The sequence below is a fragment of the Mariniradius saccharolyticus AK6 genome, assembly GCF_000330725.2.
Classification (GTDB): domain Bacteria; phylum Bacteroidota; class Bacteroidia; order Cytophagales; family Cyclobacteriaceae; genus Mariniradius; species Mariniradius saccharolyticus.
This window is the reverse complement of the sequence record NZ_AMZY02000010.1, coordinates 317,989-341,935: the sequence shown is the minus strand read 5'-3', so window position 1 is coordinate 341,935 and position 23,947 is coordinate 317,989. Positions and strand designations below refer to the sequence as shown.

The following is a 23,947-nucleotide window of genomic DNA, read 5'->3' as shown; positions in this document are numbered from 1 at the left end:
TGTGTTCTTTGCTAATGGTTTTTTCTGAAAATCAATGGATTACGTCTAGTTTCTTGAGTAGGCAATCCCCCTTTTGCGTTTTTTTCCTGCCAAAGAAGTCACACAATCAAAAAACCACAGCCCTTGCCGACTGTGGTTTTTCACTGTGATAGTTTCAAGTTGATTATTGCCTTGACCTAGAGCTTGAACTGCACCGGCAGCTTCATCTCCACGTCGACGGGTTTGTTTTCTTTTTTCCCGGGAGTCCATTTCTCACTATTGGTCAGGAGTCGTACTGCCTCTTCGTCGCAACCAGCGCCTATTCCTCTCAATACCTGAACATCAGATACCGACCCATCTTTTCTGACAATAAAGCTGAGCATCACCATCCCTTCAACACCGTTCTTTTTCGCTGCTTCAGGATATTTGAGGTTGTTCTTGAAATAGTTGATCCAGCCCTCCATTCCCCCTGGAGGAACAGGCATTTCATCTACTTGTTGTTGGACGGTTTCCTTTGATTTAGCAGTTTCGTGGGCTGTTGATGGGAACGCGTAAAACATCGCTGCTGTCAAAAGCGCGGTAATAATTAGTTTGGTTTTCATAGATGGGATTTTATTTTGGATTAACATTCGTCTAATGGATTAATCGGTCTCTTTGAATTCAAGTCCAACAATTGTCTGTTGCTCGGGAAAAACTTCCTGTCGGGGATCAGGTTTCGATTTTCGGAAACCGTGTTTTCGCCCAATTTAAACCGCACCGGTAGACGCATGCGGACGTTTACCTTGCGGCCGCGCTGCTTGCCAGGGATCCAGTTTGGTGACTTTTTGACCACCCTCATAGCTTCCTCGTCGCAACCCGCGCCGATCCCCCGGAGGATTTCTACGTTTTGTACAGAGCCGTCGGTTCTTATTTCAAAGACCAAATAAACGGTGCCCTCTACCCCCATGCGTTTTGCCAAGGCGGGATATTCGAGGTTTTCCATCATGAATTTCCCCCAAGCTTCCATGCCTCCGGGAAACGTCGGCGACTCTTCCACAACGTCAAATACTTCATTGGCCTCCAAAACAGTACCGGTTTCGACGGCGGCGGGTTCAATGGCTTCCTGACTTTCTTCACATGCTATCGCCATGAAAAGTAGTCCAATCAATGGCAACGCAGGTAGAAACCGTAGTTTCTGAATCAATTTGGATTTGGCTTGGGTCATCATCAGGATGCGTTTTTTGGTGAGAAACTGGTTGAAATTGTTCAAGAGCAGGTGTTCGTTTTCCTCATACAGAAGATTGAGCAGCATCTGGGCGTAGGCCTTCGGTGCCTTGATATGTAGCACGGCTTGGTCAGCTTCGAATTCGTGGATTTCCCTCAAATCAGCTTCGATGCGCGACATCCAAGGAAAAAACCAATACATGCAGCGGACGATTTGGAAGATGATCAGGTCGATGCTGTGCCCCTTTGCAGCATGGATGGATTCATGCAGCACGATTGTGTTTGCCTGCTCCTCATCTTCAGGAATCGACGGTAAAAGGATAAATCCGAAAAAAGAAGCAGGGGAAAAGGCCGGATGGATATGGATTCTTTTTCCCCGGAAGGTATCGACCTTGGCACGATTGATCAGCACCATGGTACGGGCAAAGGCCCAAAGCAGTTTGCTTGCAAACAAAACGGTGCCTGCCAAGTAAAACATCGAAAGGATTTGCCAGGTGGACCATTCGTTTTTTTGCACGCTTTCCTCTCCAATGGTGACTGCCGGGAGTTGGTAGCCGAGCAGCTCGGAAGATGTTGGCCCCCAGTCGAAAGACAGGAACGGCAAAACGGCCGCTGCCAAAAGCATAGAAATAAGGTAGCTCCTGTTCCAGGAGAAAAATGTCAGGCGGGAAAGCATCAGCTTGTAAAACCCGTACAGGACAAGGAGTATAATGCTACCTTCCAATAGGTTGTTGAACAAATTTTCCATCAGGCTTCTTCCTTAAAATTGTTGTCGATCAGTTTTTGAAGTTCTTCGATTTCCTTTTGGGAAATCCCTTTTTCCTTGACCATAAACGAAAGGACGTTGGCCATGGAGCCGTTGAAATAGTTTTGGATCACTTGGTGGAAAGACCTCTTGCCGTACGCGCCCTGGCTGACCAAGGGAAAATACTCAAACGTGTTTCCGTAGGCCTTTTTCCCCAAAAATCCCTTTTTCTCCAGGTTTTTGATATTGGACGCAAGGGTGGTGTAGGGAGGCTTTGGCTCTGGGAGTTCGTTGAGGATGTCCCGAATCAGGGCCCTTTCAAGCTTCCAAATCAATTGCATCAACTGTTCTTCTTGTACGGTAAGTGTTTCCATGCTGCCAAGGTAAAACAAGTATTTTAGAATAACTACGAAAAAATCGTAATTCTACGAAAAAAATGTAAATATTTGATCTTTCGTTGCGATTGAAGCAATTCAAACATCGACGGATCTTCCATCCGAGGAAATTTTTATCGGAATTGTGGCAAATTCGCCATATTTGAAACGGTCTGTAACCATTCTATCAAAATAACTTCAAACTGCCGCGTTTTGGCGAAAAAATGCTCCAACTCTTTGAAAATGCCTTTCGGCTACCTGACAAAATCGCTGTGATCGACAGCCAAGGTTCTTATACTTACGGCGATTTGTTGCGGAAAAGCGCTGCGGTAGCCTCGTATTTGTTGAATGGAAAGACCGACCTTCACCAAGCGCCGGTTGCTTTCATGGTTTCGCCTGGGTTTGATTATGTGTCGGTTCAATGGGGAATTTGGCGGGCTGGGGGCATTGCGGTTCCCTTGTGCATCACCTATCCCTTTCCCTCTCTTCTGTACGTGGTTGAGGATACGGGTGCACAAACAATCGTCTACGGCCCCGAGTATGCCGAAATCCTGGCTCCCTTTGAAACGACGGAACGGATTAGGATGGTAGAGATTTCCGAAGTCCCGCAGTCGGCTGATGTGGACTTACCCGAGATCGGTTTGGATCGTGGCGCCATGATTTTGTACACATCAGGCACGACAAGTCTTCCAAAGGGCGTCCTCACCACCCATGCCAATATCCAAAGCCAAATCAGCACGCTGGTGCAGGCTTGGGAATGGACAGAGCGGGACCACACGCTTTGCCTGCTTCCACTCCACCACGTGCATGGAATCATCAATGTGGTTTCCTGTACGCTTTGGTCCGGCGCCACCGTCCAATTTCTCCATCCCTTTGATGCAGTGCGTGTTTTCGATGTTTTTTTGGAAGGTAAAGTCAATGTGTTCATGGCTGTGCCGACGATTTATTTCAAGTTGATTTCACATGTCGAGACCTTGGATGATACCGGGAAAAAATCGATATCCGATTGTCTGGCCAAATTCAGGTTGATGGTTTCCGGTTCGGCAGCATTGCCTGTTTCTGTCATGGAAAAGTGGCAGGTTATCTCCGGCCATTACCTTCTTGAGCGCTACGGAATGACCGAAATCGGCATGGCCATTAGCAATCCATTGCACGGACAGCGCAGGGCGGGCTATATCGGGATGCCGCTTCCGGGGGTTGATGTACGGATCTGTGATGAAAACGATCAGGAAACCCAAGACCAACCTGGAGAAATCCAAGTAAAAGGCCCGTCGGTCTTCAAGGAATATTGGGGTAAACCAGAGGTGACGAGCAAGTCCTTCACGGCAGACGGCTGGTTCAAGACAGGCGATATCGCAGTCGTCGAGGATGGGTATTTCAGGATTTTGGGTCGAGACTCTGTTGATATTATCAAATCAGGCGGCTACAAGATCTCTGCCCTCGAAATCGAGGAAATCCTACGCACACACCCCGAAGTCAAGGACTGTGCCGTCGTAGGCGTTCCGGATGAGGAATGGGGTGAGTTGGTCGCAGCAGCCGTGATCGCTGATGCCGGCTTGGATGTAAAGGCGCTCAATGTCTGGATGAGGGAAAAAATGCCCGCCTACAAGACTCCACGTCAATACAGGATATTGTCCGAACTTCCACGCAATGCCATGGGCAAAGTCACCAAAAACGAACTCAAAACCCTCTTTCAAAGATGATCATCTACGGTGTAGCCTTGTTGGCATTGTCGTTTCTATTGGGGCAATGGATGGGTGAGGCGCTCGGGCACTTGCTTGGCATAGATGCCAATGTCGGTGGCGTCGGCTTCGCCATGATTATCCTCATGCTGCTCAAGGACTGGTTTCTACGGGAAGGATGGATGAAAAAGGACATGGATGCAGGCATAGATTTTTGGGGAAAAATGTACATCCCGGTCGTGATAGCTATGGCGGCTTCGCTCAATGTAAAAGGAGCGGTTTCCAGTGGGCTTCTGGCCATCTTGGCGGGATTCGTTCCGGTAGCGGTCTGTTTCGCGGTTTTTCCTCATATGCTTCGACGCTTCAAGACAGATTGATATGGAGCTGTTTGGAGGATTGATCGCAAAGAACGGATTGGTTTTCGCTTTCCTTATCGTCGGGTTGTTGACCTTGGGTTCGGAGTTTTTCAGCAGAAAATACCTCAGGTCCAAAATTCCAGGTTCGGCGGTTGCCATTTTCGCGGGGCTTTTGCTCGGATATTGGGGTGGAGTTTGGGGTAACGGAGAAAAAGGGCTGGCAGATGTCAAGCTTTTCAGCGGCCTTGGATTTTTCGGTGGTGCCATGTTTCGGGATTTTACCATCGTGGCGACAGCCTATGGCGCCAGTTTTCTGCTGGTGAAAAGGTCCGGTTGGCTTGGATTCATTTCGCTCGTGTTGGGCATAAGTTTGTTTTTTGTTTTGGGTGTGATCATCGCATTGGTCTGGGGATATCGGGATGCGGTGAGTCTTTGTACCATCGGGGCAGGGGCCTGCACCTACATTATCGGACCGGTGACAGGGGCTGCAATTGGTGCAAGCTCTGAAGTCATCGCCTTAAGCATCGGAACAGGCTTGGCCAAGACGATTGCGGTGACGATTCTCACACCTTTGGTAGCCAAGCGAATTGGTCTCGACAACCCACAGGCAGCCATGGCCTTTGGTGGATTGATGGGGACTTCAAGTGGAGTCGCCGCAGGATTGGCTGCAACGGACCCTGAGTTGGTTCCCTATGGGGCAGTTACTGCGACGTTTTACACAGGACTTGGCTGTTTGGTTTGTCCTTCGGCGTTTTATGGTATTTTGGAACTCATGTTTTGAAATCGGGGAAAATGATGCAAAAGATAGGTTTTTCGTTATCTTGGTTTTCGGTGCTTGCACCTGCCCTCCTCTTGCTTTTCGTCAATCCCCTATTTGCCCAACAAACGGCAAAAACACCCCCAATCGGTGCCTGTAATGGGCTCAAAGACGCCAACATGCTCAAAGACGCCGGTTTTGTCTTCGCTGAGGAAGGGGTTCCCAATTTCCTTCAAATGGATTTGTCGGAAGCCCAGTTTGATAGTTTGTTGGCTGTGGCGCCGAAACCCGCCATGCCCGTAAAGGCCCTGATTTACTTTCTTCCGGGAAAATTGAAGTCGGTGGGCCCGGAGGCCGATCACAAGGGTATTTTGGAATATGCGGAAACCGTTTTCAGACGGGCAAAGAAACGTGGTGTGGGGATGGTTGTATTCGGAAGTGGTGGGTCGAGAAGGATTCCCGACGGTTTTTCCTACGAAAAAGCTTGGGAACAAATGCGGGAACTGTGCGTCCGCTTGGCGCCATTGGCGGCAAAACACCAGGTTGTTTTGGTCCTGGAATCCCTTAATTCCAAAGAGTGCAATTTCATCACGACACTCGGCGAAGCCGGCAAAATGGTCCAAGAAGTGAACCATCCCAATTTTCGTCTTTTGGCGGATCTGTACCATATGAAAACCGAAAATGAAGGCCCAGAAAGTATCCAACAATACGGCAGCTTGATCAAGCATGTCCATATTGCGGAGCGTGAAGGTCGTGCGGCTCCAGGAATACACGGCGAGGACTTTGGGCCCTATTTCAAAGCCTTGCAGGATGCGGGATATCAGGGTGGGATTTCCTTGGAAAACAATTGGGGAGACAAGTCCTCCGAGGCACCCCAAGTCGTGAAAACGATCCGCGAACAGTGGCTGAAGGCAGTTCAATCAAAATCGCTGAAATGAAAATCGAGCAAGTCCCACTCGACCTGGTTTGGCAAATTCGCCACGAGGTCATGTGGCCCAATCATCCCGTGGATTTTGTGAAAGTCGCTGAGGACCTCGATGGCACACATTGGGGGCTGATGGTCGGGGATGAATGTGTTTCGGTGATATCTGTTTTTGAAAATGGGTCAGAAGCCCAATTCAGGAAATTTGCAACCTTGGAAAAAGAGCAGGGAAAAGGCTACGGATCGGAGCTTTTGGCATTTGTGTTGGAGAGGCTAAGACAAAAAGGAACCAAACGGATTTGGTGCAATGCCCGCGCCGAAAAGACCGGATTTTACAGAAGGTTTGGGATGGTCGAAACCGCCCATGTTTTCGAAAAGGAAGGAATCGCTTATGTGGTGATGGAAATCATCCATTGATCAAAATTTTGATAAGCCTTGATTCTCAATAGAATAAATTAGACTGATTTTGTCCCTGCGGCTTTTTTTCCGGGGCATATTGAACACCATCGTCAAACCTATTGTCATTTCCCTGTGCTTAGATTGATTCAGCCTCGCGTCCTTTTTTCCACCAAGATCAATTGTGTGATTTTGTTGGCGCTTTTGCTCTGCGTCTCAGGATTCGCCTTCGCACAGCAGGGTAAAGTGACGGGAAGGGTTTGGGATGATGGGTCCAATCAGCCTTTGGCCTTTGCGACCGTGGCCATTTTTAAAGGGGAAGGGGTGTTGGTCGAAGGAACGGTGACAGATGCAGAGGGAAAATTTGCGGTGGATTTGCCGTTTGGAGATTACTATGGGCAGGTGGAGTTTATGGGTTATGAGCCGTATAAGATGGGTGAATTCTCCTTATCCAAAGAAAAACCAGTCCAAACTTTGGGTGATATCCGCCTCCAAACCAATACCTCAAACCTTCAGGAAGTAGTGATTGAAGGTGATAAACCCCTGATGGAGCTTTCCCTGGACAAAAGGATATTCAACGTCGGCGAGGATTTGGCGAATGCCGGCCGCACCACAGCGGATTTGCTGACCAACTTGCCATCCGTTTCTGTCGATACCCAAGGAAATGTCCGATTGCGTGGTTCTGACAACGTGCGGATTTTGGTCGATGGGAAACCATCCGGACTCGTGAGCTTCAAGGGAAGCCGCGGTTTACAACAGTTACCGGCCAGCATGGTCGAACGCGTCGAGGTCATCACCAACCCTTCTGCACGCTATGAAGCAGAGGGAACGGCGGGCGTGATCAACATCATTTTGAAGAAAGAACATCGGCAGGGCTTTAATGGATCAATCGAAGGGATTCTCGGCACGCCAACGAATGTAGGCCTTGCTGCCAATCTCAACTACCGTCACCGCAAAATCAACTGGTTTGTCAACTATGGTATCGCAAGGCGAAAACTCCCGAGGGAAGGAACACTCTATCAAGAAGCCTTTGGAGGCGACACGCTTCTGATTTCGAAGCAGTATACTGAGGGCTACGTCAATTCCCTCGACAACAATGTCCGTGCAGGATTGGACTATTTTTTCAATGACAACAACGTCTTGACGGCTTCTTATCTACTGCGAAGAAGCGATGCGCATCGGATTACGGATATTCGCTATGAGGATTTCATCGGAAGCGTTGATAATTTGGACAGCTTTACGCTAAGGAGGCAGGATGAAAAGGAAAAGGAGCCCAATTCAGAGACCTTGGTTACCTACAAGCGGAGTTTTGGTGAAAAAGGGCATGAGTTGACCACCGTGTTTACCTATTTGGATTATTGGGAAAACTCCGATCAATTGTTTACCCAAAATACGTTCTCGCCCGAAGGCATTTTGGATCCCGAAAAAGCACTTGTCCAGACTTCGATCAACGATGAGTTCGAAAAACAATACTTGATCCAAGTCGATTACGAAAAACCCATCGCCAAGGAAGGAAAATTCGAGACTGGTTTGCGAAGCAGTTTCCGGAACATGGAAAATGACTTTGTCGTCAGCGAACAGGACGAAAACGGAGATTTCAACCCGATTCCAGGGCTGGAGAATATTTTTCTTTACCGTGAAAACATCCATGCGGTCTATGGCATTTTGGCCAACAAAAGCAAAAAATTGGGCTACCAAGCCGGTCTCCGTGGAGAATTCACAGATGTCAAAACCACCCTGGTCAAAACCGATGAGCAGAACCCGCGGGAGTATTTCAACCTTTTCCCAACCGCACACCTGACTTACAAATTCAGCCAGGAGAATGCCTTGCAGTTTAGCTATGCGCGGAGAGTGAAAAGGCCGCTTTACAATGACCTCAGCCCGTTTATGACTTTTTCCGATGCCCGGAATTTCTTCAGCGGCAATCCGGACTTGGATCCGGAGTTTACGGATGCTTTGGAAATGGGGCATATCAAATACTTTGAAAAGGGGACGCTGTTTTCCACGGTCTTTTACAGGTATACCACCGATAAGATCGAGCGTATCAGGTCGGTAGATGGAGAAGGAAATGCCCTGATTCGTCCGGAAAACATCAATTCGGAGAATTCATTTGGTTTGGAGTTTACAGCTGACTATGCGCCACATACTTGGTGGAAAATGGATATCAACGCCAACTTCTTCTACGCCACGATTGACGGCAGCAACATCCAGGACAGTTTCACTGCCACGACCTATTCTTGGTATGCGCGGTATTCCTCCCGATTCAACTTCGCCAATGGGTACCAAGTCCAGTTCAGGGCCAATTATCAGGCGCGCCAAAAAACAGCCCAAGGCGAGCGCAAGGGAATCTTCTTTATGGATATTTCGGGCAGCAAGGATGTGTTCAAACGACGGGGAACCCTTGTTCTCAACGTCATCGACGTACTCAATTCCCGTCGGGACCGCTACGTGGTCGAAGGCGAGGGCTTCTATACCGTCGGCAACTTTCTCAACATGCGCCGCCAAATCAACCTTACCTTGAATTACAGGATTCGGCAGGGGGGGTGATTTTTGCCAAAATCTCAATCATCCACCAGCGTAAATACCATCTGCCTGAACTTCCAGCCGGTTTGGTCACCGGACGTTTGGCTTGTTTGCTTCATGATGATGCCAATGATTTTTTCCTGCGGATCGGCGAAATACTGGGTATTGAAGTAGCCACCCCAATCGAAGGTTCCCTCGCCGCCGATACCGCCTTCTGCGAGGCCTTTTTCATTCACCACACCAAACGCCAATCCATAATGCTTGCCTCCGCCCCAAAGGCTGCCGACTTGGTTTTGCATCATGGTCTCTATGGTTGTTCGGCTGAGGATGCGGACGCCATTGAGTTCGCCGCCGTTGAGGTACATCTGAAGAAAGGTCGCATAGTCCTTGGCCGTGCTGGACAAGCCAGCGCCTCCGGAGAAGAAGCGTTTGGCGCCTTTCACGGGGTATTGCGGATCGTAAAATGTGACCGGGAAATTTTCCCATTTGCCGTTGACTTTTCGATGGACCTTGACGAGTCTGTCGGCTTTTGCCTCAGGCAGGTAAAACCAAGTGTCCTGCATCCCGAGCGGATCGAAGAGTCTTTTTCTCAAAAACTCATCAAAAGGCATCCCCGAGACGATTTCGATCAAATAGCCAAGCACGTCCAAGCCTTCCGAATAGGTATATTTTTCACCCGGGTTGTGGTGGAGGGGTAGTTTTGCGAGCTTTTTGACATTTTCCTCAATGCTGATGTTTGCGGTGGAATACAGATCCACAATCCCTGCTTTGTGATAAATCATCCTCATCCGTTCGTCCCCGTCGATCACACCGTAGCCCAAGCCCGAAGTATGCGTCAGCAAATGGCGGATGGTGATTTCTTTACTGGCCGCAACAGTGGTGTAGGAAGTATCCCCGTAACGGAAATTCTGCAGCACCTGCGGGTTTTTGAATTCGGGTATGAACTTGGAGATCGGATCGTCCAACCTGAATTTCCCTTCTTCCCAAAGCATCATCACCGCTGTGGAGGTGATCGCCTTGGTCTGTGAAGCAATACGGAATATGGCATCTTTTGACATCGGCTTGCCTGCTTCCACGTCCGCAAATCCTTTTGCCGTATGATAGACGATCTTGCCGTTTCGTACGACCAAGGCCACCAAACCCGGATTCTCGTCATTTTTCATCGACTCCTCGAGCATGGCATCCAACTTTTTCAGCCTGTCCGGTGAAATCCCCACTGATTGGGGAGTTCCTTCAGAAAGCGGCGGTGATTTCTTTAGGGATGGCGTCTGGGCGAAGGCAAGGCTGGTAAATACCAAAAGGCAGAATAGCGAGGTCAGTTTTTTCATGGTTGAATTTTGGGAAAGGATTCACAAGCTGTATAAATCTAGAGAAAAATTCGCGCACAGTTCATTCAATTTGATAGATGGATTGGTTCAACGTGGTTTTGGTATTATATTCCTTTTCCATCTCAAAAACAGCTCTGTCAATGATTTCGAAAATTTTCCCACACCTACTGGGGGCTTTGTTTTTTTTCATTACTGCCGCCTCAGCAGAAACAGGCAAAATGCACATCCGTTTCAACCAAATCGGCTACCTGCCGGGTGACACGAAAAAGGCGGTAGTATTCTCAAAGGAACAGGTCAGGGAAAACTTTCTGCTCGTAGATGTAGCATCTGGAAAAACCCTGTTGGAAATCAAGCCCCAACGCCTTCAAAAGAACAATTGGGGTGGGTTTATGTATTGGGAGTTGGATTTTTCGTCAGTGACGCATTCAGGAGATTTTCTAATCAAAGGAAAGAAGTCGGGTATAGCCACCAAGCCCTTCAAAATTGCCCCAAAAGCCTATACAGGCTATCAGGAGCAACTGCTGGAATTTATGCGACAACAGCGCTGTGGCTACAATCCTACCTTGGATATGGTTTGCCATCCAAAGGACGGGCGATCCTTTTTTGGTCCGATGCGGGACAGCACCTATGTGGACCTGAGTGGTGGATGGCATGATGCGGGCGACCAACTCAAATACCTCATCACGTCGAGTTATGCTACTGCCCATATGCTGAAGGCCTTTGAGCTTTATCCGGAGCAGTTTGACGACCAAGTCAATGCACTTGGGCAACCCGGCGGAAACGGCATTCCCGATGTGCTGGACGAGGCGAAGTGGGGCCTTGATTGGCTTCATAAGATGCATCCCGAGCCCGACCAACTCTTCCACCAAATCGCCGACGACCGAGACCACCGAGGTTTCAAGATTCCCAACAAGGACAACGCGGATTATGGCTGGGGAGAAAATTCCTATCGGACGGCCTATTTTGCCACGGGAAAGCCACAGGGTTTGAACAAGTACCAAAGCGAAGCCACCGGCGTCGCCAATTTGGCGGGAAGAAGCGCCGCAGCGATGGCGATTGCGGCAAGGATATGGGAGGAACAACTGCAGGACCCGGCTTTTTCAGCGCAATGCAGGCGTGCGGCCATTTCCCTGTATGAACTTGGCCGAAAAAAGGAAGGATACCAACAAGGCAATTCCTATGGTGCGCCTTATCGGTACAATGAAGAAACTTGGGCAGATGATATGGAATGGGCTGCTGCAGAGCTTTATAAACTGACCAAGGAACCCAAGTACCTCGCGCAAGCCAAGGCCTACGCGCTGCAAAGCAACACCGCCGACTCATGGACCGTCCGGGATTCGGCTTCACACTATCAGCTGTATCCCTTTATCAATATGGGGCATTTTGCGCTCCATGCGGAAGTAGATGCGGATTTCCAAAAGGTACTCGAAGGCTACTACCTCGATGGTATTCGACATACCCTACAGCGGGCAGAAAAGAATCCATTCCATATTGGCGTGCCCTTCATTTGGTGCAGCAACAACCTGCTTACCAGCTTGGTGACGCAGGTGATTTTGTACGAAAAAATGTCGGGAGATAGGCAGTTTGAGCCGTTTTTGGCCGCGCAGCGGGATTGGTTGTTTGGAAAAAATCCTTGGGGTACCTCGATGTTTACGGGTATGCCGACTGGCGGGGAATACCCGGTTTCAGTCCATACCGCGCCCTACGTGTTGTTGGGAATGGAGGTGCCGGGGGGATTGGTAGACGGGCCTGTGTACACCTCTATATACAACAAGCTAATTGGACTGACACTGTGGGATCCGGATGAATTTGCCACAGTCCAAAATGAGCACGTAACTTACCACGATGATGTCGGCGACTACAGTACCAATGAACCCACCATGGACGGCACCGCGGGTTCTATTCTGATGATGGCCCACTTTGGAAGGGGGAGGTAGCTTTTCCGAAGTTTGGAGATTTGGAAAAGCGCATACTTATTTTTCCATTTCTCGTTCCAAATAGGGCCAAATCGTCTCAAAAACGATTTTATGCCCGGCTTCGGTGGGATGGATGCCGTCGGGAAGATTGAGGTCGGGGTCTCCCGCCACACCTTCTAGCAAAAATGGTATCAAGGTCACGTTTTCCTCCTGTGCGACTTCAGGGAAGACAGCCCGAAATGCACCGGCAAATTCCTGGCCCATATTTGGTGGAATCTGCATACCTGCCAAAAGGATACGGGTAGATGGGTATTTTGATTTGACAAGTTGAACGATCCCTTTCAGGTTTTTCTTCGTTTCGTCAGGCGTGATGCCGCGCAGGCCATCATTGGCACCGAGCTCTAGGACAAAGATTGCGGGTTCTTCTTCCAGAAACCACTCCAGCCTACTCAGCCCGCTTGCTGTGGTCTCTCCGCTCAATCCTGCATTGATGACTCGGTAGTCCAATCCCAAGCTGTCGATCCGCTGCGCGGTCAAGCCCGGAAATGCTTCTTCCAGTTCGATCCCATAGCCTGCCGTGAGGCTGTTGCCAAAGAAGAGGATGAGTTTTTTTGGTTTGGATGTTTGGGAGGACTCTTCCGTCACTTCGGGTTTGTTTTCTTCTTTTTTGGAGGAGGTGCAACTAAACAGCACTAGAAATATAAAGACGAAAATATTTTTTGGTTTTATAATCATGGATTCAAAGTATTAAATAGCTTGTTTCACTTGGGTCAATTACAAGCATAAATCTATCCTTTTGACATAGAATTTCAAGATATTGAAGATTTTCAAAAATTCGGGAAACCAGTAGTTTGTTTGGGATATTTCCCAGATTGACCTTCACGAGATGTTTTGGACCGTACTTTACTAAAAAGGAGTTTTTAAAGTCAGCATCTTTTGAAATCAGAACTAATCCATTTTTATCGGCGTACTTGATGATTTCCGAATCTTTTGTTTTTGATCCCTGTAAAACGTTGTTAACGTGAATACATTCGTGACCGGCTGATTGCAATTCCTTCACAAAAAAAAATGGGATATGTACATCACAAAGGAACTTCACGCAATTTCCCTAATTGAATTTCCTTGCAATGCCATTTTTGCGAATTCGAGAACAGCGAGAATATCCTCCCTTTCCAACTCTGGATGGTCGAATATAATCTCTTCAAAGCTCATTCCTGAGCCCAAAAGATCCAACAAAACAGAAACGGGCCACCGCATCCCACGTATACAAGGCGTGCCGTGACAAATTTCAGGGTCGATTGTAATTCGTTCGATGTATTTCATTAAGGCAACTTTAATCAAATGTACAATTTTTCTGGATCTTAGCTTGGGCGCTTGGATTTCCTGTATCTTTAACCTTTATAAATGTTAGGATGTTCCATGAAAATACTTCAATAAAGCTCTTGGAATTGTCTTTGGTCATATCAGAATCTTCATCCATCAAAATAATCAAACCCATAAGAGGAAAAATCGCTAAATAAGCGATCCTTCGGTTTGATTTATTCGAACCTTCATCAATTTATTAAACTCAAATACGAACACAATTACGCCTATCCAATCAATCATGTCCATCCTCAGCGTAAAAAACGTTTCCAAAACCTACCAAAGCGGCAACCGAAAGCTCACCGTCTTGGACCAGGTCAATTTCGATATTCCCGAAGGTGAAAGCATCGCGATCGTCGGGCCCTCCGGCAGTGGAAAGACCACTTTGCTCGGCCTTTGTGCCGGTTTGGATTCTGCTTCCACGGGCTCTGTCGTACTCAATGGACAGGCTTTTGAGAAGCTTTCCGAGGACCAACGTGCCGCCGTCCGAAACCAGCACGTGGGTTTTATCTTCCAAAACTTCCAACTTTTGCCGACCCTCACTGCCCTTGAGAATGTGATGGTACCCTTGGAACTGAAAAAAAGAAAAGACGCCAAAGAAAAAGCTAAGGCCTTGCTTGAGCAGGTAGGCCTTGGTGATAGGATTACCCATTATCCCAGCCAGCTTTCCGGTGGTGAACAGCAGCGTGTGTCGATTGCCCGGGCTTTTGCCAACGAGCCAAAGATCCTCTTTGCGGATGAACCTACCGGCAACTTGGACACCGAAACTGGCGACATGATCGAAAACTTGATTTTTGATATGAACAAGGAAAAAGGAACGACGCTCGTCCTCGTGACGCACGACCCTGAACTTGCCAAACGAACCAATCGAATCATTCGCATCAAGGGCGGCAAAATCCAAGAAGACATCCATGGCTGATTTTTCCTGGATCCTGACCATGGCGATTCGGGATATTCGGAAGAATTTCTCGCGCCTCCTATTGTTTGTTTCGTCCATGGTGGTGGGCATCGCGGCCTTGGTAGCGATCAGCAGCTTTGGTGAAAACCTCAAAAAAGACATCGACCAGCAGTCCAAGGAATTGCTTGGGGCGGATTTGGTTTTGGAGAAAAACCAGCCGCTTGGCGAACAGCCTACCGATACCTTGGCTATCCAAACCGCGGAAGAGGTGAATTTTGCATCGATGGTGGCATTCCCCGAGACAGGCGCCAGCCGGCTGACCCAAGTTCGGGCTCTGGAAGGTGGATTTCCCTTTTATGGAAAACTTGAAACCATCCCGGAAAATGCCGAGGCGACGTTCCGGGATGGCGGTAGAAAAGCCCTCGTCGAAAAGCTGCTCATGGCGCAGTTCAACGCCGAAGTGGGTGACAGCATCAAAGTGGGCAACCTGACGTTTGTCATCGAGGGTGAGCTACAAAAGGTGCCTGGCCAGACCGGAATTGCAGCCACCGTAGCTCCGGCAGTATATATCCCAATGGCATTCCTTCAGGAAACTGGCTTGGTCCAATACGGCAGCCGGCTGAATTACGAGCGCTATTACCAATTGCCTGAAACGGTAAACCCGGACGAACTTTCCAAGACCTATGAGGAAAAATGGGAAGAGGAGAAAATCGACGCCGACTCCGTGGAGGATAGAAAAAGACAAACCGGAAGATCTTTTCAAAACCTTTCCAACTTCCTTAGCCTTGTGGCATTCATTGCGCTTTTGCTGGGCTGTGTGGGCGTAGCGAGTGCCGTCAATGTTTTTGTGAAGGAAAAGCTTCCTTCGGTAGCCGTTCTCCGTTGCTTGGGAGTTTCTTCTTGGGCGGCAATGCGGATTTATTTGGTGCAGATTATCCTGATGGGATTGGCGGGGGCTGTACTTGGTGCGATTTTGGGCACTGCCCTTCAATTCATACTTCCAACAGTGTTTGCGGATTTCCTTCCGGTGGAAGTTACCGTTGGAATATCTTGGCAAAGCATCGGTTTTGGGCTCATCACGGGGCTTTTGGTTTCTGTGCTGTTTGCCTTGTTGCCTTTGCTGAAAATCAGGCGGGTTTCCCCGATGGCTACCTTGAGACCAGAGGAAAATGAAAGCAGCTTTGCAAAGGATGGATTAAGGTGGCTCGTCGTTTTGGGAATCTTGTTGTTTGTTTTTGGCTTCAGTTTCTTTCTCCTCAATAGATGGCAGGAGGCACTTGGATTCACGGGCTTTGTCGTAGTTGCGTTCCTCGCACTTTGGGCAGTGGCATTGGGGATTATGTGGCTCATCAGGAGGTTCCTGCCAATTTCACTTTCCTATCCCGTTCGTCAGTCACTTGCAAATCTGTACCGTCCCAACAACCAAACCGTCTCGTTGATCGCGACGATTGGATTGGGCACCGCCATGATCAGCACATTGTTTTTTGTCCAAAACCAATTGTTGGATGAGGCCAAATTTGCGGACAAGGATGATCAGCCCAACATGCTTTTCTTCGACATACAGACTGCCCAAGTTGAGGCGGTCTCCGAGCGTATCACGCAAAAAGGACTGCCCATCATGCAGCAAGTGCCGATCGTCACGATGGCGCTTGAGTCGATCAATGGCTTGACCAAAAAAGGAAATGACACGCTTCCCGAAGCGGAAAGGCGGTCACGGGGACTTTATAATCGTGAGTTTCGGGTGACCTACCGCGATAGCCTGATTGCTTCAGAGCGCCTTTTGGAGGGAAAATTGAGGAAAGTCGAACAGCCTGGCGATAGTATTTTCGTCTCCCTTGACCAAGGCTATGCCAGCCGTACGGGTATCAAAATGGGGGATGAAATTGTGTTCAACGTACAGGGACGCCCGATCAAAACCTATGTGGGAAGCTTCCGCGATGTCAAGTTCAACCAGGTATCTACAAATTTTCTCGTGTTGTTCCCGGACAATGTGCTAAACAACGCGCCGAAGTTCCATGTCATCATTACCAAGACCAAAAACGACCGACAAGCTGCCGATGTACAAGCAGAAGTGGTGCGGGAGTTTCCCAATATTTCGGTGATCAACCTCGGCATGATTGTGGAGACATTGGAGGAGATTCTGGACAAAATCAGTTTTGTGATCCAGTTTATGGCCTTTTTCAGCATCATCACTGGGGTTTTGGTCTTGATCAGTTCCCTCATCATCAGCAAATACCAACGGATGCGGGAGAGTATCCTTCTACGTACTTTGGGGGCGGGAAGCGGGACTGTCAGCACGATCAATACCTTGGAGTATTTCTTCCTCGGTACTTTGGCTTCTTTGAGCGGGATATTGCTTTCCTTCCTGGCGACTTGGCTGTTGAGCAAATTCGTGTTTGAATTGCCGTTTCGGGGAGCTTATGAAGAAGCCCTGATTGTGTACGTGGGAATTACTGCCCTGACGATCGTGCTTGGTTGGCTCAATGGCCGCAAAATCATCAAGATGCCCCCCATGGAGATTTTGCGCTGAGAATATTTTTTGACCAAAACGAAAGAAATCCCATATTGCCATTTCAATAAATGATTAGTCATGGGAGTTAAAAGATTAATGATCGTTTGTGTGCTGATCTTGGTATCTCTGTCTGCAAAGGCACAGATGCACGTGGGTGTCTATTACAATGGCTTTTGGCCACAAATCGGCATCGGGACAGACAACGAGAAGAAGAATTTTGGGGAGCTGCGGCTCGTAGCTCCAGATCGCGTGTTTCGCAATTTTGGTGCAGAGGGTATTTTCAACAGGAATTTCCACCAATCGGATTGGTACAATATCCATGGAGGAATCATGGTTGGCTACGATGGCAATGCAAGTATCGGGATTCCTTTGGGCCTGACATTCAAGCCAATCACTTCGTTTAGAGACTTTGGGATTTTTATGGAAGGCACGCCTTTTTATTACGTTGACGATGTTTATTTGCGTGCCAGCATGGGATTGAGGCTGCGCCTTGGGGGAGATTGAATTGGTAAGCACCCATGATCTAGGAGTTTTTTCCTATACTTTATCGATTTAATGTCCTACCTCGAAGCGAACAGTGTTTCGAGCGAAACGGGGATTGGACTTGTCTGTTTGCCAATTAAGGATCCAGGAATAAGCGAATTGGGCTTAATCCAACGGCAAATAGACAAGCGGTTTTTTTATTGGTCTGAAAAAATCTATTTTCATGAAAAACCACCAGTCCGCTATGAAGAAGAACCTGCTTTGGCTTTTATTGGCAGTATTTGCTTTGCCGTTCCAATCTTACTCCCAAATCATGCCCGCTCCGGACAGAAAAGAAGGAGAGGGACCTTATGACAAATTGATCATACGAGGCGTGACCATGATCGACGGCACAGGAGCACCGCCGATTGGGCCCGTTGACATCGTGGTCCAGCGCAACAAAATCACCGAAATAAAGGTCGTCGGATATCCCGGCTTGCCGATCAAGGAAGAGGGCCGCCCGCTAGCAGGGCCAAATGACAAGGTTTTGGATTTGGAGGGGCATTTCCTTTTGCCCGGATTTATCGATATGCACGGACATATTGGCGGCACGGGGCAAGGCACCCCGGCGGAGTATGTCTTCAAACTTTGGATGTCCCATGGCATCACCACCGTCAGGGACCCTGCAGCTGGCAATGGTCTATCTTGGGTCCTTGACCACAAAAGGAAATCCTTGGCCAACCAAATCACGGCCCCCCGTCTGTTGGCGTATACGGTTTTTGGTCAAGGGGCGACCAAGCCGATTACCAACGCTGCTGAAGCCCGCGCATGGGTCAACGATAACAAAGCTAAAGGAGGTGACGGCATCAAATTCTTTGGAGCCAAGCCCGAGGTAATGCAGGCCGCCCTGGAGGAAAATAAAAAGATCGGTCTTCGCTCGGCCATGCACCATGCCCAGATGGACGTGGCCAGGTGGAACGTACTGCATTCGGCACGTGCCGGATTGACTACCATGGAACATTGGTATGGCTTGCCAGAGGCGCTCTTTGCGGACAGGACCGTGCAGGATTACCGCTTGGATTACAACTACCAAAATGAACAGCATCGTTTTGGTGAAGCGGGTAAACTCTGGAAGCAAGCCGCGCCGCCTTATTCTGAGCATTGGAACAAGGTCATGGACGAGTTGCTCGCCCTGGATTTCACCATTGACCCGACCTTCAATATCTACGAAGCCAACCGCGACCTGATGCGCGCGCGCCGTGCCGAATGGCATGAACAATATACCTTGCCTTCCCTTTGGAGGTTTTATAAGCCATCCCGTGAATCCCACGGATCCTATTGGTTTGACTGGACGACCGAGGAGGAAATCCAGTGGAAGGAGAATTATCGCCTTTGGATGACCTTTGTCAATGAGTACAAGAATCGTGGCGGGCGCGTGACCACGGGTTCTGACTCAGGATTTATCTACCAACTTTACGGCTTTGCCTATATCCGGGAAATGGAATTGTTGCGGGAAGCTGGATTTCATCCATTGGAAGTGATCCGTGCGTCAACCTTGCATGCTGCCGAAGCCCTGGGAATGGACAAAGAGATAGGCTCGGTAGAAGTCGGAAAGCTGGCAGATTTTGTTATTTTGGAAGAAAATCCGATCCAAAACCTCAAGGTTCTCTATGGTACTGGTGCGATCCGAATCAATGATCAAAATGAACCCATCCGTGTCGGTGGCGTCAAATACACCGTGAAAGATGGCATTGTATACGACGCCAAAAAGCTGCTTCAGGACGTAAAGACAATCGTGGACCAACACAAGGCCAGAGAAAATGCACGGTTGACCCAGCCCGGATTGGAATACTAGAAGATCATGGTGCGCGCTTTTTGGATCCAACAAAATGAGCGATTGAGTCGTTAGCCTTCAGTACAAACCGTCACACATGCCACACATTCAAGCCAACGGCGTCAATTTGTATTTTGAGGAATCCGGTAGCGGAACGGAGACCGTTGTGTTTTCCCATGGTTTGCTTTGGAGCCATAAGATGTTTCGTGCCCAAGTCCAGCACCTACGGAAAAGATATCGAATCATTGCCTACGACCATCGTGGACAGGGGCAAAGTGAGGTCAAAGGACCTTTTGACATGGATACGCTGTATGAGGATGCAGCTGCTTTGATTAGCGTCCTGTGTGAGGATCCTGTACATTTTGTTGGCCTGTCAATGGGTGGATTTGTGGGCATGCGTCTTGCGGCGCGTCGCCCCGATTTGATCAAGAGTCTGGTTTTGTTGGAGACTTCTGCCAATGCCGAACCTGTCGAAAATCTACCCAAATACAAGATGCTCAACGGACTCGTGAAATGGGCGGGAGTGATAGGCCCGATCGCAAGCCAAGTTATGCCGATCATGTTTGCAGAAAGCTGGCTGGAAAACAGGAACAATGCGAAGGAGATTGAATTTTGGAAAAATGAGCTCAAGGCGAACAAACGCTCGATCACGGGACCAGTTGAAGGGGTTATTTTTAGAAAGGGAATAGAGCAAGAACTGCACAAAATCACCTGCGCAACAATGGTTGTAGTCGGCGACGAGGATGTGGCCACCAAACCCGAAAAGGCGAAGTTTATTCAAATGTCCATCCCAAACGCGGTGCTGCACCTTATTCCCGGTGCTGGACATAGCAGCTGCATCGAAAAGCCTGCAGAGGTCAATCGGTTATTGGAACAATGGATTGAAGGAAAGGACTGATCTTTTGACTGACGGCAAAAGTCTACCCGGGACTGTTATGTTTTTTTCAAAAATTGATATTGAACTGATTTTTCATAAATAATGGGCTAATTTTGTGCCCTTCAAACACTGTCAAACTTTAAACCTTGGATAAAGTGGGAAAAAGAACCGTCAAAGTAGGACTGGTACAGACCTCGTGTTCGTCAAACTTGGCTGAGAACATGTCCAAAGCGATTTCCGGAATCCGAGAGGCAGCCGCCAAAGGTGCACAAATCGTCTGCCTCCAAGAGCTCTTTCGCTCGCTCTATTTCTGTGATGTCGAAGACCACGACAACTTCAAATTGGCCGAGAGTATTCCCGGACCATCGACCGATGCACTTGCACCTTTGGCAAAGGAATTGGGTGTGGTAATTGTAGCGTCCTTGTTTGAAAAAAGAGCGGAAGGCCTATACCACAATACCACCGCGGTATTGGACGCTGATGGTTCTTACCTCGGCAAGTACCGAAAAATGCATATTCCGGACGATCCCGGCTATTATGAGAAATTCTATTTCACGCCGGGGGATATGGGTTACAAGGTTTTCAAGACCAAGTTTGCCACCATCGGTGTGTTGATTTGCTGGGACCAATGGTATCCGGAGGCGGCGAGAATCACTTCGCTGATGGGTGCCGAAATGCTTTTTTACCCTACTGCAATCGGATGGAACATTGCCCAGGATGAAGCCACAAATTCAGAACAATATCAAGCTTGGCAAACCATCCAAAGATCCCACGCCGTTGCCAATGGTGTTCCTGTAGTTTCTGTGAATAGGGTTGGATTTGAAGGAGATATGAAATTCTGGGGTGGTTCCTTCGTGACAAATGCTTTCGGAAGGGTTCTTTTCCAGGCTGACCACGAGAAGGAGACAATCCATGTGCAGGAGCTAGACATGGACAATTCTGACAGGTACCGCACACATTGGCCGTTTCTTCGTGACAGGCGCATCGATTCGTATTCACCCATTTTGAAGCGGTTCATTGATGAAGACTAATTTGCAGCCAAAGAATATCTTCGAAATGGCGGCTAGCGGAAATATAACACCTAAGGAGTTGGGATATTTTTTCCCGGCAGAGTTTGCCCCGCACGCAGCTACCTGGCTGAGTTGGCCGCACAAGGAGGCTTCTTGGCCCGGAAAGATCGATACCGTTTTTGGCCCGTATTCGGAGTTTATCAAGCAGGTCGCGATCGGTGAGGAAGTCCATATCAACGTGGCCGATGAAGCCATGAAATCATTTGCTTTGGGGCATTTGGAAAAGGCCGGCGCAGATCTGTCCAAGGTCTTTTTCCACTTTTTCCCTACCAATGATGCGTGGTGCCGGGACCACGGCCCCGCCTTTTTGATCAATCCGAATGCAGCCCAAAAGAAAGTGTTGGTCAAATGGAAGTACAATGCATGGGGAGATAAATATCCTCCCTACGACCTTGACAACCTGATTCCGATTAAAATCGCGGAATTCCGAAATTTACCCTGCTTCCAACCGGGCATCGTCATGGAAGGCGGTTCGGTGGAATTCAATGGGAAAGGCACACTCCTGACTTCGGAAGCCTGCTTGCTCAATCCCAACAGAAACCCACAGCTCAATCAAGACCAAATCGAGTCGTACCTGCGTGGCTACTACGGAGTGGAAAATATCCTTTGGCTAAAAGATGGGATCATCGGAGACGACACAGACGGACATATCGATGATTTGACCCGTTTTGTGAATGAGGACACTGTGGTCACCGTCGTGGAGCAAAATAGGTCGGATGAGAATTATGCCGTTTTGCAGGAGAATTTGCACCTTCTTCACAAGCTAAGGCTGGAGAACGGCAAGCAAATGAATGTCGTCGAATTGCCGATGCCGGGCCCCGTTGTGTATGAAGACCAACGACTGCCTGCCTCCTATGCCAATTTCTACATTGCCAACCACGCGGTAATTGTGCCTACATTCCGTGATCCAAATGATGCGGTCGCATTGGATATCCTCGGTACCTGTTTCAAAGACCGCAAAGTCATTGGCATTGATTCCCTGGATATCATTTGGGGATTGGGGAGTTTCCACTGCCTCAGCCAACAAGAACCGAAAGTTTAATCTCAAAAAAAAACAGAAAAAGCCCACCCTTTTTCGATGTGACCTCAATGTTCAAAATAGGCCTTCAGCTGATCGTATTTTGTTTTTTCTGTCTAAAAACAACTGCGCAGGAAAACCAAAACCACGTGATATTGATTTCATTGGACGGTTTTCGGTATGACTATGTGGATCGATTTCACCCAGAAAACTTGAGCAGGTTCGTCGCCTCTGGCACTGCCGCCAAGTCCATGATTTCGTCCTTTCCGACAAAAACCTTTCCCAGCCACTATGCGGTCGCAACAGGCATGAGACCAGAGAATAACGGGCTTGTGAATAACTCGTTTTTCGATCCTGAAAAAGGCCAAGTGTATTCGATCGGAAACAAACCAATCGTCCACGACCCCTATTGGTATGCCGGGACTCCGCTGTGGGTCCAAGCCGAACAGCATGGGGTCAAAGCTGCAAGTTTTTTCTTCGTGGGTTCTGAGACTGCGATCAAGGGGACTCTTCCCAGCTTTTACTATGTCTATGACGGCAACGTGCCCAACCTGACAAGGGTCGGGAAAGTCCTGGAATGGCTACAGTTACCTGAAGCCGAGCGACCGCGGTTGATAACCATGTATTTTTCGGACATGGACGATGTGGGTCACATGTATGGGCCTGACAATGATGCCCAACTTTCCAAGAAACTTGAGAAACTGGACAGGGAATTAGGATCACTTTTCGAAGCCTTGAAGAGTCTTGATCTTCCGATCACAGTCGTCATCGTGTCTGATCACGGTATGACCAATGTGCCAATCGAAAACTTGGTTGATCTGGATCAAATGACCAAAGGAATCCAAGGAAAAGTGGTCAACAATGGTTCTCTAGCCCATGTCTACTTGGACGATCCCTCCTCGGCCGATCTGGTTTTGGAAGAATTGAGAAAGTTTCCCTTGCCGATAAAGGTCGACAAAGTGTCTGACAAGACGTTTTACAGGAATGTCGACAAGTTTGGAAAGCGGATGGGGGATATATTGATTATGGCAGATTTGGGCTATTACCTGGCCACGGCCTCAGACATGGTCAAATACCAACAACGCTCGGCGCGGTTTGGCACAAAGGTTTTTGGAGAACATGGCTACAGTCCGGAATACAAGGACATGCACGGGATTTTCTATGCGAATGGACCTCAGATACGACCGGGCTTTCAGATAGAGACTTTTGAAAACGTACATGTGTATCCGCTGATCTGCCAAATTTTGGGATTACCTATTCCGGCGGATATCGACGGATCTACAGAAGTACTCCAGCCAATTTTGAAAGAAAAAGTACAATGAAACCGGATATCCTAGGACGACAAGATGTTTCGGTGTTGGTAAGGTCATTTTACGCCAAAGTCCGGCAGCATGAGCGTTTAGGTCCGATTTTCAACCAGGTTGTGCAGGATTGGGAGATACACCTCGAGCGATTGACGGATTTTTGGGAAATGGTTCTCCTACAGACAGGTCCAGGTGCGGGAAAATTTAGCCCGGTGCCTGTACACAAAAAAATGGACCGAGACACCGGAGGCATCATCGGTCAGGAGCATTTTGGAAATTGGCTTGAATTGTGGTTCGGCACGATCCACGAACATTTCGAAGGAAAAAATGCGGACTATGCCAAGGAACATGCGCGCAATATGGCGCATATCCTTTTTTTCAGGATCATGGAGCAGCGGGGCTACTCGCTGAAATGAATCGTCGTCGCCA

General features: G+C 48.5%; 23 protein-coding genes. 16 read left to right on the top strand and 7 right to left on the bottom strand.

The features are described from left to right. Positions 1-176: 176 nt before the first annotated feature. The 3 genes from C943_RS10780 to C943_RS10770 are packed head-to-tail and all read right to left on the bottom strand — an operon-like array spanning position 177 to position 2,301. Positions 177-581, bottom strand: a complete 405-nt coding sequence (locus C943_RS10780; RefSeq protein ID WP_008627551.1) for an energy transducer TonB — start codon at positions 579-581, stop codon at positions 177-179. 20 nt (positions 582-601) lie between these two features. Further along, positions 602-1,930, bottom strand: coding sequence for a TonB family protein (locus tag C943_RS22475; RefSeq protein ID WP_008627550.1), 1,329 nt, complete (start codon positions 1,928-1,930; stop codon positions 602-604). Next, positions 1,930-2,301 carry a BlaI/MecI/CopY family transcriptional regulator gene (locus C943_RS10770; RefSeq protein ID WP_040480340.1) on the bottom strand — a complete coding sequence of 124 codons (372 nt, stop codon included), beginning with the start codon at positions 2,299-2,301 and terminating at the stop codon, positions 1,930-1,932. The genes C943_RS22475 and C943_RS10770 overlap by 1 nt, the downstream gene beginning before the upstream one ends. Positions 2,302-2,525: 224 nt before the next feature. Here C943_RS10770 and C943_RS10765 point away from each other — a divergent pair, with 224 nt between their 5' ends. From C943_RS10765 to C943_RS10740, 6 genes are all read left to right on the top strand, one after another. Beyond that, positions 2,526-4,004 (top strand): acyl-CoA synthetase, encoded by a 1,479-nt coding sequence (locus tag C943_RS10765; RefSeq protein ID WP_008627546.1) that lies wholly within the window; start codon positions 2,526-2,528, stop codon positions 4,002-4,004. Next, positions 4,001-4,360 (top strand): malonate transporter subunit MadL, encoded by a 360-nt coding sequence (gene madL / locus C943_RS10760; RefSeq protein WP_008627544.1) that lies wholly within the window; start codon positions 4,001-4,003, stop codon positions 4,358-4,360. The genes C943_RS10765 and madL overlap by 4 nt, the downstream gene beginning before the upstream one ends. 1 nt (position 4,361) lies before the next feature. Beyond that, positions 4,362-5,120, top strand: a complete 759-nt coding sequence (madM, locus tag C943_RS10755; RefSeq protein WP_008627542.1) for a malonate transporter subunit MadM — start codon at positions 4,362-4,364, stop codon at positions 5,118-5,120. A gap of 11 nt (positions 5,121-5,131) precedes the next feature. Continuing rightward, on the top strand, positions 5,132-6,034 hold the full coding sequence (locus C943_RS10750; RefSeq protein WP_008627540.1) for a sugar phosphate isomerase/epimerase family protein: 903 nt from the start codon (positions 5,132-5,134) through the stop codon (positions 6,032-6,034). Continuing rightward, a complete protein-coding gene (locus tag C943_RS10745) occupies positions 6,031-6,435 on the top strand; it encodes a GNAT family N-acetyltransferase (protein ID WP_008627537.1) in 405 nt (134 codons plus the stop codon). The genes C943_RS10750 and C943_RS10745 overlap by 4 nt, the downstream gene beginning before the upstream one ends. A 114-nt stretch (positions 6,436-6,549) precedes the next feature. Further along, positions 6,550-8,961, top strand: coding sequence for a TonB-dependent receptor (locus tag C943_RS10740; RefSeq protein WP_245545534.1), 2,412 nt, complete (start codon positions 6,550-6,552; stop codon positions 8,959-8,961). A 14-nt stretch (positions 8,962-8,975) separates the two neighbouring features. On the opposite strand, the gene C943_RS10735 is transcribed toward C943_RS10740, so the two are convergent. Next, the gene (locus C943_RS10735) at positions 8,976-10,265 is read right to left on the bottom strand and encodes a serine hydrolase domain-containing protein (protein ID WP_008627524.1); all 1,290 of its coding nucleotides are present in this window, start codon (positions 10,263-10,265) and stop codon (positions 8,976-8,978) included. A 218-nt stretch (positions 10,266-10,483) separates the two neighbouring features. On the opposite strand from C943_RS10735, the gene C943_RS10730 reads away from it, so the two are divergent. Continuing rightward, positions 10,484-12,202, top strand: coding sequence for a glycoside hydrolase family 9 protein (locus tag C943_RS10730; protein WP_008627522.1), 1,719 nt, complete (start codon positions 10,484-10,486; stop codon positions 12,200-12,202). Positions 12,203-12,238: 36 nt separating this feature from the next. Here C943_RS10730 and C943_RS10725 read toward each other — a convergent pair whose 3' ends face one another. From C943_RS10725 to C943_RS10715, 3 genes are read right to left on the bottom strand one after another with little or no spacing between them, the layout of a single operon-like run. Continuing rightward, positions 12,239-12,916 (bottom strand): arylesterase, encoded by a 678-nt coding sequence (locus tag C943_RS10725; RefSeq protein WP_008627521.1) that lies wholly within the window; start codon positions 12,914-12,916, stop codon positions 12,239-12,241. 4 nt (positions 12,917-12,920) lie between these two features. Then, a complete protein-coding gene (locus C943_RS22630) occupies positions 12,921-13,280 on the bottom strand; it encodes a DUF5615 family PIN-like protein (RefSeq protein WP_040480111.1) in 360 nt (119 codons plus the stop codon). Further along, complete coding sequence (locus C943_RS10715) at positions 13,277-13,522, bottom strand: DUF433 domain-containing protein (protein WP_342664146.1); 246 nt, start codon at positions 13,520-13,522, stop codon at positions 13,277-13,279. The genes C943_RS22630 and C943_RS10715 overlap by 4 nt, the downstream gene beginning before the upstream one ends. A 262-nt stretch (positions 13,523-13,784) precedes the next feature. Here C943_RS10715 and C943_RS10710 point away from each other — a divergent pair, with 262 nt between their 5' ends. From C943_RS10710 to C943_RS10670, 9 genes are all read left to right on the top strand, one after another. After that, on the top strand, positions 13,785-14,462 hold the full coding sequence (locus tag C943_RS10710; protein WP_008627517.1) for an ABC transporter ATP-binding protein: 678 nt from the start codon (positions 13,785-13,787) through the stop codon (positions 14,460-14,462). Next, positions 14,455-16,971 (top strand): ABC transporter permease, encoded by a 2,517-nt coding sequence (locus C943_RS10705; RefSeq protein ID WP_040480108.1) that lies wholly within the window; start codon positions 14,455-14,457, stop codon positions 16,969-16,971. Before C943_RS10710 ends, C943_RS10705 begins: the two co-directional genes overlap by 8 nt. Before the next feature lie 60 nt (positions 16,972-17,031). Beyond that, on the top strand, positions 17,032-17,457 hold the full coding sequence (locus tag C943_RS10700) for a hypothetical protein (protein WP_040480102.1): 426 nt from the start codon (positions 17,032-17,034) through the stop codon (positions 17,455-17,457). 223 nt (positions 17,458-17,680) lie between these two features. Then, on the top strand, positions 17,681-19,270 hold the full coding sequence (locus tag C943_RS10695; protein ID WP_040480330.1) for an amidohydrolase family protein: 1,590 nt from the start codon (positions 17,681-17,683) through the stop codon (positions 19,268-19,270). Positions 19,271-19,346: 76 nt separating this feature from the next. Beyond that, positions 19,347-20,147 (top strand): alpha/beta fold hydrolase, encoded by an 801-nt coding sequence (locus C943_RS10690; protein WP_008627514.1) that lies wholly within the window; start codon positions 19,347-19,349, stop codon positions 20,145-20,147. Positions 20,148-20,272: 125 nt separating this feature from the next. After that, complete coding sequence (locus tag C943_RS10685; RefSeq protein ID WP_008627513.1) at positions 20,273-21,157, top strand: carbon-nitrogen hydrolase; 885 nt, start codon at positions 20,273-20,275, stop codon at positions 21,155-21,157. Continuing rightward, entirely contained in the window at positions 21,147-22,238 is a 1,092-nt protein-coding gene (locus C943_RS10680; RefSeq protein WP_081610471.1) for an agmatine deiminase family protein, read from the top strand. The genes C943_RS10685 and C943_RS10680 overlap by 11 nt, the downstream gene beginning before the upstream one ends. Positions 22,239-22,363: 125 nt before the next feature. After that, positions 22,364-23,536: an alkaline phosphatase family protein gene (locus C943_RS10675; RefSeq protein WP_245545533.1), complete on the top strand. Its 1,173-nt coding sequence runs from the start codon at positions 22,364-22,366 to the stop codon at positions 23,534-23,536. Continuing rightward, positions 23,533-23,934, top strand: a complete 402-nt coding sequence (locus tag C943_RS10670; protein WP_008627508.1) for a group III truncated hemoglobin — start codon at positions 23,533-23,535, stop codon at positions 23,932-23,934. Before C943_RS10675 ends, C943_RS10670 begins: the two co-directional genes overlap by 4 nt. Positions 23,935-23,947 lie beyond the last annotated feature (13 nt).

Bases quoted from the DNA above. Each gene is read 5' to 3' on its own strand.
- C943_RS10680 (WP_081610471.1), top strand. From the start codon at position 21,147: ATGAAGACTAATTTGCAGCCAAAGAATATCTTCGAAATGGCGGCTAGC.
- C943_RS10745 (WP_008627537.1), top strand. From the start codon at position 6,031: ATGAAAATCGAGCAAGTCCCACTCGACCTGGTTTGGCAAATTCGCCAC.
- C943_RS10730 (WP_008627522.1), top strand. From the start codon at position 10,484: ATGCACATCCGTTTCAACCAAATCGGCTACCTGCCGGGTGACACGAAA.
- madM (WP_008627542.1), top strand. From the start codon at position 4,362: ATGGAGCTGTTTGGAGGATTGATCGCAAAGAACGGATTGGTTTTCGCT.
- C943_RS10695 (WP_040480330.1), top strand. From the start codon at position 17,681: ATGAAGAAGAACCTGCTTTGGCTTTTATTGGCAGTATTTGCTTTGCCG.
- madL (WP_008627544.1), top strand. From the start codon at position 4,001: ATGATCATCTACGGTGTAGCCTTGTTGGCATTGTCGTTTCTATTGGGG.
- C943_RS10770 (WP_040480340.1), bottom strand. From the start codon at position 2,301: ATGGAAACACTTACCGTACAAGAAGAACAGTTGATGCAATTGATTTGG.
- C943_RS10700 (WP_040480102.1), top strand. From the start codon at position 17,032: ATGGGAGTTAAAAGATTAATGATCGTTTGTGTGCTGATCTTGGTATCT.
- C943_RS22475 (WP_008627550.1), bottom strand. From the start codon at position 1,930: ATGGAAAATTTGTTCAACAACCTATTGGAAGGTAGCATTATACTCCTT.
- C943_RS10705 (WP_040480108.1), top strand. From the start codon at position 14,455: ATGGCTGATTTTTCCTGGATCCTGACCATGGCGATTCGGGATATTCGG.
- C943_RS10690 (WP_008627514.1), top strand. From the start codon at position 19,347: ATGCCACACATTCAAGCCAACGGCGTCAATTTGTATTTTGAGGAATCC.
- C943_RS10725 (WP_008627521.1), bottom strand. From the start codon at position 12,916: ATGATTATAAAACCAAAAAATATTTTCGTCTTTATATTTCTAGTGCTG.
- C943_RS10710 (WP_008627517.1), top strand. From the start codon at position 13,785: ATGTCCATCCTCAGCGTAAAAAACGTTTCCAAAACCTACCAAAGCGGC.
- C943_RS10670 (WP_008627508.1), top strand. From the start codon at position 23,533: ATGAAACCGGATATCCTAGGACGACAAGATGTTTCGGTGTTGGTAAGG.
- C943_RS10750 (WP_008627540.1), top strand. From the start codon at position 5,132: ATGATGCAAAAGATAGGTTTTTCGTTATCTTGGTTTTCGGTGCTTGCA.
- C943_RS10765 (WP_008627546.1), top strand. From the start codon at position 2,526: ATGCTCCAACTCTTTGAAAATGCCTTTCGGCTACCTGACAAAATCGCT.
- C943_RS10780 (WP_008627551.1), bottom strand. From the start codon at position 581: ATGAAAACCAAACTAATTATTACCGCGCTTTTGACAGCAGCGATGTTT.
- C943_RS10735 (WP_008627524.1), bottom strand. From the start codon at position 10,265: ATGAAAAAACTGACCTCGCTATTCTGCCTTTTGGTATTTACCAGCCTT.